This window comes from Streptomyces sp. NPDC048424 (assembly GCF_040651555.1).
Classification (GTDB): domain Bacteria; phylum Actinomycetota; class Actinomycetes; order Streptomycetales; family Streptomycetaceae; genus Streptomyces.
Genome location: NZ_JBEZKE010000001.1, coordinates 62252 through 77155, shown reverse-complemented (window position 1 = coordinate 77155; position 14904 = coordinate 62252). Strand labels below are relative to the sequence as shown.

The 14904-nt window shown below is 72.4% G+C and carries 15 protein-coding genes and 1 pseudogene; 5 read left to right on the top strand and 11 right to left on the bottom strand.

The window, feature by feature from the left end:
• Window positions 1–51 precede the first annotated feature (51 nt).
• From AB0D29_RS00360 to AB0D29_RS00335, 6 genes and pseudogenes are all read right to left on the bottom strand, one after another.
• Window positions 52–774, bottom strand: a complete 723-nt coding sequence (locus tag AB0D29_RS00360; protein WP_362851278.1) for a class E sortase — start codon at window positions 772–774, stop codon at window positions 52–54.
• A 14-nt stretch (window positions 775–788) separates the two neighbouring features.
• Window positions 789–1475: pseudogene (locus AB0D29_RS00355) on the bottom strand (class E sortase); the annotation flags it as partial.
• 134 nt (window positions 1476–1609) lie between these two features.
• On the bottom strand, window positions 1610–2248 hold the full coding sequence (locus tag AB0D29_RS00350; RefSeq protein WP_030707619.1) for an aminodeoxychorismate/anthranilate synthase component II: 639 nt from the start codon (window positions 2246–2248) through the stop codon (window positions 1610–1612).
• Complete coding sequence (locus tag AB0D29_RS00345; protein WP_030011120.1) at window positions 2245–2421, bottom strand: hypothetical protein; 177 nt, start codon at window positions 2419–2421, stop codon at window positions 2245–2247. The genes AB0D29_RS00350 and AB0D29_RS00345 overlap by 4 nt, the downstream gene beginning before the upstream one ends.
• Before the next feature lie 89 nt (window positions 2422–2510).
• Window positions 2511–3278, bottom strand: coding sequence for a class E sortase (locus AB0D29_RS00340; protein WP_362851276.1), 768 nt, complete (start codon window positions 3276–3278; stop codon window positions 2511–2513).
• Entirely contained in the window at window positions 3250–4023 is a 774-nt protein-coding gene (locus tag AB0D29_RS00335; RefSeq protein ID WP_362851274.1) for a DUF881 domain-containing protein, read from the bottom strand. The genes AB0D29_RS00340 and AB0D29_RS00335 overlap by 29 nt, the downstream gene beginning before the upstream one ends.
• A gap of 91 nt (window positions 4024–4114) precedes the next feature.
• Here AB0D29_RS00335 and crgA point away from each other — a divergent pair, with 91 nt between their 5' ends.
• A complete protein-coding gene (gene crgA / locus AB0D29_RS00330) occupies window positions 4115–4369 on the top strand; it encodes a cell division protein CrgA (protein ID WP_030383881.1) in 255 nt (84 codons plus the stop codon).
• A 115-nt stretch (window positions 4370–4484) separates the two neighbouring features.
• Here crgA and AB0D29_RS00325 read toward each other — a convergent pair whose 3' ends face one another.
• Window positions 4485–5366 (bottom strand): rhomboid family intramembrane serine protease, encoded by an 882-nt coding sequence (locus tag AB0D29_RS00325; RefSeq protein WP_362851272.1) that lies wholly within the window; start codon window positions 5364–5366, stop codon window positions 4485–4487.
• Between the two features lie 112 nt (window positions 5367–5478).
• Window positions 5479–6006, bottom strand: coding sequence for a peptidylprolyl isomerase (locus AB0D29_RS00320; protein ID WP_362851784.1), 528 nt, complete (start codon window positions 6004–6006; stop codon window positions 5479–5481).
• A 174-nt stretch (window positions 6007–6180) separates the two neighbouring features.
• Between AB0D29_RS00320 and AB0D29_RS00315 the strand changes: the two genes are divergently transcribed.
• Window positions 6181–6873 carry a DUF5324 family protein gene (locus AB0D29_RS00315; protein ID WP_362851783.1) on the top strand — a complete coding sequence of 231 codons (693 nt, stop codon included), beginning with the start codon at window positions 6181–6183 and terminating at the stop codon, window positions 6871–6873.
• 76 nt (window positions 6874–6949) lie between these two features.
• Here the strand turns inward: AB0D29_RS00315 and AB0D29_RS00310 are convergent, their stop codons facing one another.
• Window positions 6950–7507 carry a LysM domain-containing protein gene (locus tag AB0D29_RS00310; protein WP_362851270.1) on the bottom strand — a complete coding sequence of 186 codons (558 nt, stop codon included), beginning with the start codon at window positions 7505–7507 and terminating at the stop codon, window positions 6950–6952.
• A gap of 197 nt (window positions 7508–7704) precedes the next feature.
• Between AB0D29_RS00310 and AB0D29_RS00305 the strand changes: the two genes are divergently transcribed.
• Together AB0D29_RS00305 and AB0D29_RS00300 are read left to right on the top strand one after the other, a co-directional pair.
• The gene (locus AB0D29_RS00305; protein WP_362851268.1) at window positions 7705–8610 is read left to right on the top strand and encodes a hypothetical protein; all 906 of its coding nucleotides are present in this window, start codon (window positions 7705–7707) and stop codon (window positions 8608–8610) included.
• A gap of 85 nt (window positions 8611–8695) precedes the next feature.
• The gene (locus tag AB0D29_RS00300) at window positions 8696–8860 is read left to right on the top strand and encodes a hypothetical protein (RefSeq protein ID WP_158754291.1); all 165 of its coding nucleotides are present in this window, start codon (window positions 8696–8698) and stop codon (window positions 8858–8860) included.
• 90 nt (window positions 8861–8950) lie between these two features.
• Here AB0D29_RS00300 and AB0D29_RS00295 read toward each other — a convergent pair whose 3' ends face one another.
• On the bottom strand, window positions 8951–12172 hold the full coding sequence (locus AB0D29_RS00295) for a BTAD domain-containing putative transcriptional regulator (RefSeq protein ID WP_362851266.1): 3222 nt from the start codon (window positions 12170–12172) through the stop codon (window positions 8951–8953).
• A 176-nt stretch (window positions 12173–12348) separates the two neighbouring features.
• Between AB0D29_RS00295 and AB0D29_RS00290 the strand changes: the two genes are divergently transcribed.
• Entirely contained in the window at window positions 12349–13791 is a 1443-nt protein-coding gene (locus AB0D29_RS00290; protein ID WP_362851264.1) for an NB-ARC domain-containing protein, read from the top strand.
• A gap of 74 nt (window positions 13792–13865) precedes the next feature.
• On the opposite strand, the gene AB0D29_RS00285 is transcribed toward AB0D29_RS00290, so the two are convergent.
• Window positions 13866–14879 carry an MmcQ/YjbR family DNA-binding protein gene (locus AB0D29_RS00285; protein ID WP_362851262.1) on the bottom strand — a complete coding sequence of 338 codons (1014 nt, stop codon included), beginning with the start codon at window positions 14877–14879 and terminating at the stop codon, window positions 13866–13868.
• Between the last annotated feature and the right edge of the window lie 25 nt (window positions 14880–14904).

The following is a 14904-nucleotide window of genomic DNA, read 5'->3' as shown; positions in this document are numbered from 1 at the left end:
GGTGACCCCGTGGGGCTCAGGAGGCGGCGCAGGGGCCCGCAGGGGCCTTCCTCAGCGCAGCTCCGCCGGCAGCGTCCGCTTCGCGTCCACCTTCTCCGTGCGGACCAGCTCGCCCCACACGATGTACCGGTACTTCGAGGTGTAGACGGGCGTGCAGGTGGTGAGGGTGATGTACCGGCCCGGGGCCGTCTTCCCCGACTCCTTCGGAACCGGGTTGATCACGTCGGTGTTGTACTTCGACGTCTGGCGCAGCTCCGCGAAGACCTTGTAGACGTACCAGGTGTCCCGGGTCTCGAAGACGATCGCGTCGCCGCTGCGCACCTTGTCGATGTTGTGGAACTTCGCGCCGTGCCCGTCGCGGTGCGCGGCGAGCGAGAAGTTCCCCTTCTCGTCCCACGGCAGCGCCGACTTCACCGGCTCCGTGTAGTACCCCGCCACGCCGTCGTCGAGGACGTCCGGCGCCGTGCCCGGCTTGACCAGCACCTCGCCGTTCTTCATCGCCGGTACGTGCAGGAAGCCGACGCCGTCCTTGGTGTCCAGCGCCCCGGGCTCCGCGGGCCGGTCCGGTGTCTGCCACTGCTGGCGGACCTCGTCGCCCTTCGCGGCGGCCTGCCGGTCCGCGAGGACGTTCGTCCACCACAGCGAGTAGGCCACGAACAGGCCCAGCACCAGGCCCACCGTGATCAGGACCTCGCCCAGCAGGCTCAGGAACCCGGCGAGCACACTGCGGTTGCCGGCGGGCGGGGCCGCGGCGCGGCGGCGGGCTCGTGACACTGCTTGTTTCGTCCTTAACTGGTCAGCGCGGGCGGCGGGCCCTGGCTGCGGGGCCGTTCCTCGGTCATCCTGCCCCATACGATCATCCGGTAGGTGCTGGTGAACTCGGGGGTGCAGGTGGTCAGCGTGATGTACCGGCCCTCGGATGTGAATCCCGATCCCTCCGGCACGGGCTTGAGGACCGCCACGTTCGTCGGCGGTGTCTGCGCCAGCGCCGAGGTCATCTCGTACGTGTAGTACGCGTCCCGGGTCTCGACCACGACGGGATCCCCGGGCACCAGCCGGTTGATGTAGCGGAAGGGCTCGCCGTGGGTGTTGCGGTGGCCGGCCACCGCGAAGTTGCCCTGCTTGTCCGAGGGCATCGCCGTCTTCAGGGCGCCCTCGCCGTAGTGCCCGACCATGCCCCGGTCCAGCACCTTGGGCTTGCTGATGCCCTCCGCCACCGGCACCTTCAGGTCGAGCTTCGGGATGTGGAGGATGGCGAAGCCCTGGCCGGGCTCGAAGGCCGTCACCGGCGGCGCCGCGGCCCCGTCACCGCCGGGCGGGTGCTCCCAGGTCTGGCGCAGCGAGCCGGCGGCCCCGTTCGCCGCCCGCTCCGCCACGACGTTCGTGTACCAGAGCTGGTAGGCGACGAACAGCAGCATCACCAGCCCCACCGTGATGAACAGCTCTCCGCCCAGCCGGCTCGCGATGACCACCGGGCCGCCCGACGCCGGCCGTCTGCGCCGCCGTCCGCCCCGCCTCCGGGTGTGTCTGGCGGCCCGTTTCGCGGCCTCCTGAGCTGCCCTGCGTCGCGCGGCCCGGCCCTCCGTGGGCGCGGACGGCGCGACCGTCGTCACGCGACGGCCTTGCCCACCACCGGGGCCAGCCCCACCGAGCGCTCCACGGCACCCGCGTCACCGCACCGCACCAGCCAGTTCGCGAGCATCCGGTGACCCCACTCGGTCAGCACGGACTCGGGGTGGAACTGCACGCCCTCGACGTCGTGCTCGCGGTGGCGCAGGCCCATGATGATCCCGTCCTCGGTGCGCGCCGTGACCTCCAGCGCGTCGGGCAGGGTGCCGGGCTCGGCGGCGAGGGAGTGGTAGCGGGTGGCGGTGAACGGCGAGGGCAGTCCCTCGAAGACGCCCAGCCCCTCGTGGATCACGGGCGAGGTCTTGCCGTGCAGCAGCTCGGGCGCCCGGCCCACGACACCGCCGTAGGCGACCGCCATCGACTGCATGCCGAGGCACACGCCGAAGACGGGAACGGCCGTCCGCGCGCAGTGCCGGACCATGTCGATGCAGACGCCCGCCTCCTCGGGGGTGCCCGGCCCGGGGGACAGCAGGACTCCGTCGAAACCGTCCTGCGCGTGCGCGAGCTCGACCTCGTCGTTGCGCAGCACCTCGCATTCGGCGCCGAGCTGGTAGAGGTACTGGACCAGGTTGAAGACAAAGCTGTCGTAGTTGTCGACAACCAGAATGCGCGCGCTCACGGAGTGGCTCCCGATCCCTCGTCCACCGTCACATCGTTGAACGGCAGGAGCGGCTCGGCCCACGGGAAGACGTACTGGAACAGCACGAAGACCACCGCGAGGACCAGTACGAGTGAGATCAGCGCGCGGACCCACGCGTTGCCCGGCAGGTGCCGCCAGATCCAGCCGTACATGCCGCCTGTTTCCTTTTCGTCCACATTCGTTCAACGCACCGCGGGGGCGGTACGCGAACAGACTAAAGGCAGCGGCCCGACGGGGTGGGTCACCCGGACAAACCCTCCGGCCGGCCCTGCCCCGCGGCGCGGGTGCCGGTCAGCTCCGCCCAGACGACCAGCCGGTGGCTGTGGCCCCACTCGGGATCGCAGGTCGTGAGGGTCAGGTAGCGGCCGGGCGTGGTGAACGGCGACTTCTCCGGGACCGGGGCGACCACCCCGACCTGGGTCGGCAGCGTGCGCAGGGGCCCGCCCCGCACGGTGTACGTGTACCAGGTGCTCTCGTCCTTGAGGATCACCTCGTCCCCCGTGCGCAGCTCCGGGAAGTCCTTGAAGGGATCGCCGTAGGTGCGCCGGTGGCCGGCCACCGAGAAGTTCCCGGTGGCGCCGAGGCGGGCGGTGCCGGCGTAGTGGCCCAGGCCCTTCTTCAGCAGCTCGGTGTCCGTGCCCTCCAGGACGGGTTTGACCCAGTCCGGGCCGAAGCGCGGAACGTACATCTCGGCGAAGGCCCGGCCGGCGGGGTAGGGCGGCGGTCCGGCCGGTTCGGCGGGGGCCGCCGGCGGCGCGGGCTGCGGCGCGGAAGGCGCGGGCTGCGGCGCGGCCGCCGGGGCCGCCGCCGCCCAGCGGTCGCGCAGCCCGGCCCTCTCCCCGTCCATGGCCCGGTCGGCCTTCACCCCGGTCCACAGCAGGACGTACGCGACGAAGAGCACGATCAGCGTGCCCGCCGTCAGGCACACCTCGCTGAACGTCCGTACCACCAGGCGCAGTACGACGTCGGGACGGACCCGCTCACGGGGTGGGAGCCACCGGCTTCGCATAGTGGAGGTCCACTGTGCCGGAGTAGCCGGGAAGTGTCAGCGCCTTGTGCTCGTCCACTTTCCAGCCGAGCCCGTACGCGTTCACGTACAGCTGGTAGTTCTGCAGGGCCGGCGAGGCGGCCAGGGCCTTCTTCAGCGCGTTCGGGTCACCGACCGCGGAGATCTTGTACGGGGGCGAGTAGACGCGGCCCTGGAGGATCAGGGTGTTGCCCACGCAGCGCACCGCGCTGGTGGAGATGAGCCGCTGGTCCATGACCTGGATGCCCTGGGCGCCCCCCTGCCAGAGGGCGTTCACCACGGCCTGCAGGTCCTGCTGGTGGATCACCAGGTCGTTGGGCTGCGGCTCGGGCACGTTGGGGATGCGGGCGGTGGCGTTCGGCGGGGCGTCGTTGAGGGTGACCGTCAGCCCCTTGCCGGACAGCTCCTCGGTGCCGGAGGCCGCGCGCAGGGCGGCCAGCTTCGCGTCCTCGGCCTTGGTGCTGCCGTCGTCGCGGTCGGCGAGGGCGTCCACCCGGCGGCGGGCCGCGCCGGTGCTCTGCTCCAGCTCCGCGTTGTCCTGGCTGCGCTCCTTGATGAGGTCCGACAGCTTGAGGAGCGATGCGTCCGTCCGGATGTTCGTACCCTTGGAGGTGTTGAAACTGGTGACGAAGAGCAGCCCGGCCAGGGCGAAGACGGCGGCCGTCAGCAGCCGGACCGGCCTGGCCCGGCGACGGGGACCCGCGGAGGAGTCGTCGGAATTGCTCAACGTACCCTTCTCCTTCAACGCCACAGGTCCACTACGCTAACGGACGCCCGGGGCAGGCAAGGTCCCCAGCGCATCGACAGGAGAGCCCCTCGTGCCGAAGTCACGTATCCGCAAGAAGGACGACTACACGCCGCCGCCCACGCGGCAGCCGCAGAGCATCCGGCTGACGAACCGCAGCTGGGTCGCCCCGGTCATGCTGGCGTTCTTCCTGATCGGACTCGCGTGGATCGTCGTCTTCTACGTGACCGAGACCCAGCTGCCGATCGAGGCGCTGGGCAATTGGAACATCGTGGTCGGTTTCGGCTTCATCGCCGCGGGATTCGGTGTGTCCACTCAGTGGAAGTAGCACCTCTCGACCTCTGACGGAAGCTCTCCCCATGAGTTATCCACAGCGTCATCCACACCTGAGGAAAAGACAGAAGATCTGTGGATAACTCTGTGGAGAGTTGACGCCGGTGTGATCAGGTGAGTTCCGCCGTACGGACCAGGACCAGGACCGTGGCCAGCAGGAACACCCCCGCACACGTCCCCCACTGGACGAGTGCGCGCGTCCTGCCGACGGCGGGCGTGAGCATGCCCAACGCCACCAGGGCTCCGGTGACCAGGCCGCCCACGTGGGCCTGCCAGGACACGCTGAGGCCGGTACCGAGCGGTACGAAGGTCAGCAGCAGCATCAGCGCGACCATGACCAGCACCGGGCGCATCTCGTACCGCAGCCGGCGCACCAGCACGACCGTGGCGCCCAGCAGGCCGAAGACGGCGCCGGACGCACCGAGGGTCGGGGTGTTCGGCGCGGTCAGCAGATAGACGAGGGCGCTGCCGCCCAGGCCGGACAGCAGGTAGACCGTCAGGTAGCGGGCCCGGCCCAGCGCCGCCTCCAGCGGGCCGCCGATGACCCACAGGCCGATCATGTTGCCTGCGATGTGCCACAGCTCGGTGTGCAGGAACACCGAGGTCAGCAGCCGGTGGTACTCACCGGTGGACACGCCCTCGATGGGGCCGGGGGCGTACGCGAACTCCCGGTACCGGCCGATCAGCTCCAGCTGGACCGCCAGGGCCGGGTTGATCGCGCCCACCAGGAACACCAGGACGTTGATCCCGATGAGGATCTTGGTGACGAGGTGGGGGTCGGAGGCGACCACCCCGCCCGCGATGGTCCGCGGCGCGTTGGCGGTCGGCCGGTGCCCGGTCCCGGAACCCTCGCGGACGCACTCGGGGCACTGGAAGCCGACCGACGCGCTGATCATGCACTCGGGGCAGATGGGGCGCTCGCACCGGGTGCAGCTGATCCCCGTGTCGCGGTCCGGGTGGCGGTAGCAGCCCGGCAGACGGTCGGTGTCCATCGGTTCCCTCGATCAGCGGCGAGGCAGGGGTGCGCCCCGCCGGTCCGGTATGCCCCATCACTTCATACGCATGCAGGACGGACGGGCGGGGCGGAAAGGTTCCCGGGGGCCGTCAGCGCTTCTCGACGACCACGGCCTGGATGATCACGTCGTCCAGGGGACGCTCGGTGCGCGGGTTGGTGGCGCTGCCGGCGATGGCGTCCACGACCTTCTGGCTGGCCGGGTCGGTGACCTCGCCGAAGATGGTGTGCTTGCGCGTCAGCCAGGCGGTGGGCGCCACGGTGATGAAGAACTGCGAGCCGTTGGTGCCGGGGCCCGCGTTGGCCATGGCGAGCAGGTAGGGCTTGGTGAAGGCCAGGTCGGGGTGGAACTCGTCGGCGAACTGGTAGCCGGGGCCACCGGTGCCGTTGCCGAGCGGGTCGCCGCCCTGGATCATGAAGCCGCTGATGACGCGGTGGAAGACGGTGCCGTCGTACAGCCGGTCCGTGGTCTTCTGGCCGTCGGTGGGGCGGGTCCACTCCCGGGCGCCGGTGGCGAGCTCCACGAAGTTCCGGACGGTCTTCGGAGCGAAGTTCTCCAGCAGCTCGATCTCGATGTCGCCGTGGGTCGTCTTCAGGGTGGCGTAGAGCTTCTCGGCCACGGATCTGCCTTCCATAGTCATCACTGTCGGTCCAGATGGTCGCACGGAGCGCTCCGCAGCACTGAAATCGTCCACCCGTATGCCCTGTCACGCATGCCTGTCGGCGATCGGAGAGGCATGATCCGACAAAGGGTGGAAAGGTGAACTGTGTCCGCCACCGAGGAGGAGGATCCCGTGACCCGCAAGGACAGCGTGCGCCTGGCAGCCGAGAGCGCCAGGGAGAGTTTCCTGCACGCGGCGGAAGTGGTGGCACCGTACGCGGAATCCGCCAGGGACGCCGCGGTGCACTACGCCCAAGAAGCCAACGAACTGCTGGCGCCCAAGGTGTCGTACGCGGCCGACGCGGCCGCCCGGCAGGCGCGTACGACCTACGACAGCCATCTGCATCCCCGGCTCAGGGCGGCGCGCGCGCACGTGCCGCCGAACGTGGACCGGGCGGCGACGAGGGCGGTGCACCAGACGCGCAGCGCGGCGCGGCAGGCCGCCGACTACACCCAGCCGCGGCTCGAGAGCGCGATCGCGGCCGCCACCCCGGTGGCCGAGGAGGCCGCCTCGCGGTCGGCGGCGGCCTTCGCGGCGCTGCGCGGCCAGGTGTCGGCCAAGGAAGTGCAGAAGCTGGTGCGGCGCCATGAGCGGCGGGCGCGCTGCAAGGGCCTGCTCAAGGGCGCCGTCGTGGTCGGCGTGCTGGCCGGCGCCGCCTTCGCCGCGTGGAAGTGGTGGGACCAGCAGTCGAACCCGGACTGGCTCGTCGAGCCGCCGGCCGCCACGGAGCTGTCGACGCAGGACGCCGCTCCGGCGAGCTTCGACGACGAGCTCGCGGCCAAGGAACGCGAGTCCGGTCCGGCCGCGGACGACACGCAACGCTGAGCGCGCACACGAGGAAGGGGCCCGGATCCGGCTGGATCCGGGCCCCTTCCTCGTGTTCCCGCGGCCCGCGCGGGACTCAGCCGGGGAGGGTGAGGACCATGCCCGGGCGGATCATGTCGGGATGGGAGCCGATGACCCCCTTGTTCATGGCGTAGAGCTCGCGCCAGCGGGCCTCGTTGCCCAGCTCGCGGCGGGCGATCGCGGCGAGCGAGTCGCCGGGCCCGACCGTGTACGTGCGCTTCTTCGCGGTGGCCCCCGGCTTGGGCATCGGGGCCGCGGGCACGGCCTTGTGCGCGGCCGACGTGGGGGAGGGGGTGTGCGCGGCGCCCGCCGCCGCGGTGGGCGCGGGGCCGGGCTTCGGCATCGCTGCGGGCTTGGGAGGGGCCGGCACGGCCTTGTGCGCGGCCGACGTGGGGCTGGGGGTCGCGGGGGCGGGGGGCCTGGGCTTGGGCTTGGGCGGTGCGGCGGCCGCCATCCGCTCGGCGGCGGCCCTGGTGGCCGCCGCGGCGTCGGCGGCCGAGCTCGCGGGAGGCGTCGCCCGCGCGGCCGACTGCTGCTCCGCCTGCTCCTTCGCCTTCTCGGTGGCCTCGTGTTCCTTCTTCTTGTCGGACTTCAGGAAGTCGAAGAGTCCCATGTGTGTACGCCTCCGGCGTGTGGTGCCCCCTGGGCTCGGTGCCTTCCCCCACTGTCGGACACGGGGCGCCGGGCGGCCCTGTGACGGGGCCATCCGGGGGAGCTCCGGCGGTACGCCGGACCGCGGCCGGGAACGCGGCGGGAAGGGACCGGGAACGCACGGCGCCAGCATCGTGGGACACGATGGAGGAGAATTCTGTGATCATCAACCAGTCCGCGGAACGGGTCGTGCTCGTCAGGCCCGGACCAGGGCTCGTAAGCGCCGCGGTCGTGGCGGGCCTGGACGTCTGGGTGGTGTCGGACAGCGGCCCGTGTCCATCCCGGGCCCGGCTCCCCGCCGAGCTGCCCCCGCAGCGACTCCTCCGGGTGGACTTCGACGACGCGGCCGCGCTGCGCGCCCTGTTGACGGACACGGTCGTCGAGCACGGCATCGGGCACGTCCTGTACCTCGCGAGCGATCTCGAGAAGGGCCTCGGCAGCGGGGCGGCGGCCGCCGCCGGGGAAGTGCTGCGGGAACTCTCCGCGTGCCGGGAAACCCCCTCGGAGCGGCTGCCGGACGTGGTGACGATCCGGCGCATCCTCAACGAGAGCCGGACCTCGGCCGTACGCGCCGAGGAGGCGAGGACCGTCGCCGAGGCGCACTCGCTGGCGGAGGACTTCCCGCTGCCGGTGGTGATCAAGTCGGCGGACAAGGCGGGCTGTTGGTGGACCGTGCCGGTGCACGACCGGCCCGCACTCGACCGGTGGGCCGAACAGGCCGTCACCGCCCGGCATTCGGCCCCCTATCTCGTCGAAGAGCTCTTGACGGGGGCCAAGTTCCGTGTGGAGACCCTGACGGTCGACGGAATGCACCTCGTCGCCGACATCACCCCCGAGGGGAACGCCGCAGCGCTGCACGAGACGGAGCAGGCCGGGATCCGCGCGACGGTACGGGCCCTGCTGGATCTGGCCGGCTACGAATCGGGCACCACGCGGACGGACGTGCTGGTCAGCGCCCGGGGATCGCGGATCGCGGCGGCCACCGAGCCGGACCGGGAACGGGCCGGTAACGGCCGTTCCCGCGCCGCGGCCACGAACGGGATCGAGAGGGGAACGGACCGGTAAGGGCCCCGGCCAGTCTGTGTCTTGTCGAGAGCGGCCACCGCACCACACGGGGGCCGCACCGGTACACAACCTGGGGGTTCAACACATGCGCAGCAAGCTGGCCGGACTGATCGGGATCTTCGCGGCGACCCTCGTGATCGGCGTCGGTGTGACGGTCCAGTCCGCGGACGCCGGTCAGCCCTCCGGGTACGAGGTCCTCGCGGACGACAAGGGCCCCGGCGCCCCCTCCCCGGGCCCCACCACCCGCTGAACCGGCCGCTTCCCCGCGCACCACGCGGATGTGCCCCGCACCGGAATCCGGTGCGGGGCACATCCGCGTGCGGGGCACGTCCGTGCGGGCTCAGTACGTCCGGCGGTGCTCCGGCAGCCCCATGAACTCGAATAACTCCTCGGCGGCCGCACGGTGTCCGGCCGCCGTCCGCGGATCGCCGAGCGCCTCCGCCGCACGGGCGAGGCCCACCAGCGCGGACGCCTCCTCGGCCCGGAAGCTCATCGGGGCCGCGATCTTGTGGGCGTGCGCGTGCAGGGCCAGCGCCTCCTCGTACTCCCCCCACGTCATGTGGAGCCGCCCGAGGACGTTCTCGACCTTGGCGAGCCGGATCGGGGCGCCGCTCGTACGGCCGAGGAGCAGGGCCCGCTCGGCGAACGAGCGGGCCTGCGTGCCGTCACCCCGCTCCTGCGCCACCTGGGCGGACACCGACAGCACCAGGGCCACGTCACCCGACGACCTGGTCTCGTCGCACAGGTCGCGGGCGCGCTTGAGGGTCTCGTGCGCGTCCGTGTAGTCGCCCAGACCCACCTGGGCGAAGGCCAGATCGGCCAGGGCCACGATCTCGTTGCTGCGGTAACCGAGGTCGCGGCCGATCCCGATCGCCCGGCGGGCGGCCTGGGCCGCTTCCGGGTAGCGGCCCCACCGCTCGTACAGCGTGCTGAGGGTGGTCAGGTTCTCGGCCTCCGCGCGCGGGTTGCCCAGCTCCCTGGACATGCCGAGAGAGCGCTCCAGAAGGGGCAGCGCCTCCCCGTACCTCCCGAGCATCGACAGCAGCAGCCCGATGGTCGATTCGCTGTGCGCCTCCGTGTGCCGGTCCCCCGCGCGCATCGCGGTGTCGCGCGCCTCCCGGGCCACCTCCAGGCCTTCCTCGAAGCGGCCGAGCTTCCAGCAGGCCGCGCCCAGATTGGCCAGGCTGATGCCGAGGAGCGCCGGGTCGTCGAGCCGGCGGGCGGCGGCGACCGCCAGGTGCCCGACGCTCCAGAACTCGTCGAGCTGTCCGCGCGCGTGCAGGTGGAAGCCGACGTTGCGGCTCAGACAGGCCGCGTACCGGTCGTGGCCGGACCGCTCGGCGAGGGACACGGCCGCCAGCAGCCCGGCCTGCTCCCGGTCGAACCAGCTCACGGCCTGTTCGGCCAGCGTGAAGGCCGGCCGTTCGCCCTGGTAGGGCGGGATACCGGTGGGCCGTCGCTCGCGACCGGGGAACAGCACCTCGCAGGCCGCGTTGGAGGTCGTCAGGTAGTAGCCGAGCAGCCGCTCGACGGCCGCGGCGTCGTCCTCCGCCGTCGCCGGTCCCCGCAGGCTCTGCGCGAAGCTGCGCACCAGGTCGTGGAAGGTGTAGAGGCCGATGTCGGGCTGCTGCACCAAGTGGACGTCGAGCAGGAACTCCAGGGCGTCCTCGGCGTCCCGGACGGCCGTGCCCAGCAGGGCCGCCGCCGAGTACACGTCGGTTCCCGCGCACGGGTACAGGCTCAGGATGCGGAACGCCGTGCGGTACTCCTCGTCCATCGCCAGGTACGACAGGCGCAGGGTCGCCGCGACGCTGCGCTCGCCCGAACTCAGCTCGTCCATCCGGCGTTTCTCGTCGCGCAGCCGCTCGACGAGGTAACGCACCGTCCAGCGCGGCCTGTTGCGCAGCCGGGCGGTCGCGATCCGCAGCGCGAGCGGCAGGTGGCCGCACAGCTCGGCCAGTTCGGCGGAGGCCTCCGGCTCGGCGGCCACCCGGGTGGTGCCGAGCGTCTCGGTCATCAGGCTGGTGCTGTCCTCGGGTTCCATCATCCCGATCGACACCCACTCGACGCCGTCGAGGTCCAGCAGCCGCCCCCGGCTGGTGATCAGGACCAGACAGCCGGGCGAGGCCGGCAGCAGTGGCCGGATCTGCGCGGCGTCGACCGCGTTGTCGAACAGCAGGAGCATCCGCCGGCCGTCCAGCTTCGAGCGCCACAGGGCCGTGCGGCCCTCCAGGTCCTCGGGGATCCGGTCGCCCGGCGTACCGACGGTCCGCAGCAGGCTGTCGAGCGCGCTGGCCGGTGACACGGGCAGGCCGCCCGGGGTGAATCCGTGCAGGTCGATGTGGAGCTGCCCGTCGGGATACCCCCCGGCCAGGCGGTGTGCGGCGCGTACGGCCAGGGTGGTCTTGCCCATGCCGCCCATGCCGTCGATGGCCACGATCCGGGAGTACCGCTCGGCGCCCCGGCCCTCGTCCCGTACGTAGTCGAAGAGTTCGGCCAGTTCCTTGGCGCGGCCGGTGAAGTCCGGCAGGTCGTACGGCAGGGTGCACGGGGCGTCGGTCGGTACGGCCGTGTCGGCCTGCGCCCCCGGCTCCCCGGGAACCGGTTCCGGCGTCCCGGCCGCCGCGGGCTCGGGCGCCGCCCCCACGGGAACGGCCGGCTCGGGCGCCGGCGGTACGGGGGCCGCCCGCTCGGCCGGTTCCGGAAGTACGGGCGCGGCCGGTGCGGGCGCCACGGGTACGGGCCGCGGCCGTTCGGGCGCGGCCAGCTCGGGGCTGTCCCGCAGGATCGCCTCGTACAGCCGGGCCAGCCGCGGTCCCGGATCGATCCCGAGCTCGTCCACGAGGAGCTCGCGGACCTCCCCGTACTCCTTGAGCGCCTCGGCCTGCCGCCCCGAGCGGTACAGGGCGAGCATCAGCTGGCCGCGCAGCGTCTCCCGCAGCGGGTGCTGGGTGATCAGCGCGCGTAGCCCCGAGATGAGCTCGCCGCTCTCGCCCAACGCCAGGCACAGCTCGAAGCGCTGCTCGGCCGCGGCCAGCCGGCGCTCTTCCAGCGCGGTCGCCGCGGCCTCGATCACCGGCCCGCCCGCTCCGGACAGCACCGATCCCCGCCACAGCGCGAGGGCGGCCCGCAGGGCCTCGGCGGCCTCGGACTGCCGGCCCTCCCGTACGGCCTGGCCCGCCGCCCTGGTCAGTGCGTCGAACTCCAGGAGGTCAACCTGGTCGTCCGCCACCACCACGCGGTATCCGGGCCCGTCGGTCGCGATCACCTCGTTGCCGGCCGGTATGCGCCGCCGCAGGTCGGCGACTGCCTTGCGGACCTGGTGCGCCGCGGTCACCGGCGGGTCCTTCTCCCAGGTCGCCTCGACCAATCGGGCAACGGGCACCACCCGGCCGGCCTCGAGAAGGAGCATGCACAGGACCCGTTCCTGGATCGCTCCCCCCAGCCTCAGCCGTACTTCTCCGTCCCACCCCTCAAGCGATCCGAGCACATGGAAACGCGGTCTTCCCCCCACGGGAACCGCGCTCCGTCTCTCCCCGGATTCCGCATCCGCCCCCGGCATCAGCTATCCACCCCCCAAGAACACGACCCCTGGCCAGGTCATGTCACCCGGATCATAGGGGTTCCCCCTAGCACGCGGTAAGCATCCGGTAGCAGATCAGGAAGGGCGACACAGACAGTTCATGGGCAGGCCGAAGGAGCTGGCAGCACACAGAACGAGTGCCAAAGGAGCAAGGTGTGGGAAGACTGGAGCGACCACTGGCCCCCGATGCCGGACCAGTCACCGCGTTCGCCCGGGAGTTGCGCAGGCTGCGGACCGCGGCCGGCAGTCCCGGTTACCGCGACATGGCCACACGGGCCATGTTCTCCGCCTCGGTGCTCTCCGACGCGGCCGCCGGCTACCGCCTCCCGACCCTCCAGGTGGCCCTCGCCTTCGCCGAGGCCTGCGGCGGGGACCGCGCCACCTGGGAGCGCCGCTGGCACGAGGCGGCGCGCGCCGACGGCGACGAGGGCGCGGCCCGCCCGGCGGCCAAGGCCGTGCAGCAGCACCAGGAGAACGAGCTGCGCGCCGCCGACGTGCGCGCCGTCCTGCCGCCGCCCGCCCAGCTGCCGATGGAGGCTCATCCCCTGGTGGGACGGGCCGAACCGCTCCAGCGGGCCCGCGCCCTGACGGCCCCCTGTTACGGCGAACAGCGCCCGCCCGGTCCGCTGCTGATCAGCGGTCAGGTCGGTGCGGGCAAGTCGGCCTTCGCGCTGCGGCTCGCCCACGAACTGGCGCCCAACCTGCCGGACGGACAGCTCTACGCGAACCTGGACCCGGCCGCCGACGGACGCAAGGACGCGGCGGGAATCGCGGGCGGCTTCCTGGAGGCGCTCGGCATCCCCGCCGACCGCATCCCGAACGATCCCGGGCAGCGCATCGGCCTGTACCGGTCACTGCTCCACCGGCGCCGGCTGCTCGTGGTGCTGGACGGTGTGCAGCACGAGCGGCAGGTACGGGAACTGCTCACCGCGTCACCCGAGAGCCGCATCGTCCTCACCAGTCGCTCAAGGCTCCTGGGCCTCGACGGAATTGGCCGAATAAGGCTGCCCGCCCTGGACCGCGACGAGTCCATGGAGCTGCTCGCCCAGCTGGTCGGCGGGGACCGGGTCGGCACCGAGCCGCGCGCCTGCCTGCGGCTCGCCGACGCGTGCGGGGACCTGCCGCTCGCGCTGAACCTGGCCGGCCGGCGGATCGCGGCGCGGCCCGAGTGGATGCTGCAGGACTCCGTGGCCGAGCTGCTCGGCGAGGGACGGCGGGAACCCGGCCGGTTCCTGGGCCGGCTCCAGGTCGGGGACGACAGCCTGGGCAGCCGACTGGACAGCGCCTACCGGCTGCTGACCCCGTGGGCCCGCCTGATGCTGCGCCAGTTCGCCGGCTCCGAGAACCCGCCCTCCGTGGACAACGTGGTGTACGAGTCCACGGACGCGCTCGCCGTCCTGGTCGAGCGCTCCGCCCAGCCGGTGGAGGACCTCCTCGAACGCCTCCTCGACGCGGGCCTGGTCGAGCACTCCGATCTGCCGGGGCAGTACGGGCTGACGCCGATGGCCAGGGCGTTCGCGCTGGCCCAGCCCGACCCGACGGAGGAGGAGCAGGTGCCGGTGGCGCGCTCCGAGGTGCTCGCGCGGGTCACCCGCTGACCCCCGGCCCCCCGGCCCACCGGTGCGCAGGCGCCCCGCAGCTCCGGCTGCGGGGCGCCGTCGTACGTCGCCCCTCAGGCGTCCCGGGCTTCGGAGCCCCCCGGGCGCCGCTCGGCCGCCGCGTGGGTGATCGTGAGGTAGAGGTGTTCGTCGAGGATCTTGGCGAGGGAGATCCCGGGGCGGCCGATGTCGGCGCACAGGGTCCGCTCGTCCGGGCCGCCGGCCTCCGCGAGCGCCGCGCGTGCCCAGGCCCGGCCGGTCTCCAGGTGGCGGGCGAAGGCGGCCCCGTCCCGTACGCCGTAGAGCCGGTCGGCGATGGCCGCGTCCCACGGCATGACCGAGTCGGGGCGCAGGGCGTACAGCGCCTTGGACGCGGCGGTCGGGCCGAGGCTGCGGCGGCCGATCGGCAGCGCGGCGAGTTCCTCGTAGGCCCGCGCGAAGCGGGAGACGTCGCGGGGGGTGAGCCGGGACAGCGGCGCGTCCGGCAGGGGGTGGCGCCCCCACCAGGCGGCGAGCCCCGCGCCGAACAGGTCGGGCTCCCCCTCCCGCGGGTAGCGGATCCGGCAGCCCCAGGAGTTCAGCCAGCGGTGCAGGGCGGCGCGGTGGGCGGCGACGGTGAGGTCGAGACCGGGCGCGGTCTCCTCGCGCAGGGCCAGCCAGCTCCGGTCCACCCCCGCGAAGCCGTTGAACACCTCCGCCGAGGCGTGCAGTTCGGCCAGGGTGGGAGCGGGCGGGGACGGCGGCGCGGCCGGGGCCAGGTGCGCGCGCGCCACCTTGGCCGGCACCACCATCCGCCAGGCCTCGGTGACCAGTTCCGTCAGCTCCTCCAGGTCCAGGGCCGCCATCTTGGCCTCGACCCAGTTGAAGCGCAGATCGGACTCGCGGGGCATGAGGAACTTCGCCGGTTCGGCGGCGACCAGCGCCGCCCGCTCCTCCTTGGGGAAGGCGAAGCCCAGCTCGGTCTCGTCCCGGGAGAGGGCGAGGTAGACGATCTTCCCGATCCGGAACTTCACGCGGTCCCGGATCAGGTGCTCCTCGGTCCTCGGCAGGCTGACCGCGAGCCTGCGCACGTCGTCCGTCGTGACCACCGTTTCCTCCTTCGCCTTCGGCTTC

Coding starts and splice junctions, on each gene's coding strand:
- AB0D29_RS00345 (WP_030011120.1), bottom strand. CDS start 2,421: ATGTACGGCTGGATCTGGCGGCACCTGCCGGGCAACGCGTGGGTCCGC.
- AB0D29_RS00340 (WP_362851276.1), bottom strand. CDS start 3,278: ATGCGAAGCCGGTGGCTCCCACCCCGTGAGCGGGTCCGTCCCGACGTC.
- AB0D29_RS00325 (WP_362851272.1), bottom strand. CDS start 5,366: ATGGACACCGACCGTCTGCCGGGCTGCTACCGCCACCCGGACCGCGAC.
- AB0D29_RS00310 (WP_362851270.1), bottom strand. CDS start 7,507: ATGGGACTCTTCGACTTCCTGAAGTCCGACAAGAAGAAGGAACACGAG.
- AB0D29_RS00300 (WP_158754291.1), top strand. CDS start 8,696: ATGCGCAGCAAGCTGGCCGGACTGATCGGGATCTTCGCGGCGACCCTC.
- AB0D29_RS00295 (WP_362851266.1), bottom strand. CDS start 12,172: ATGCCGGGGGCGGATGCGGAATCCGGGGAGAGACGGAGCGCGGTTCCC.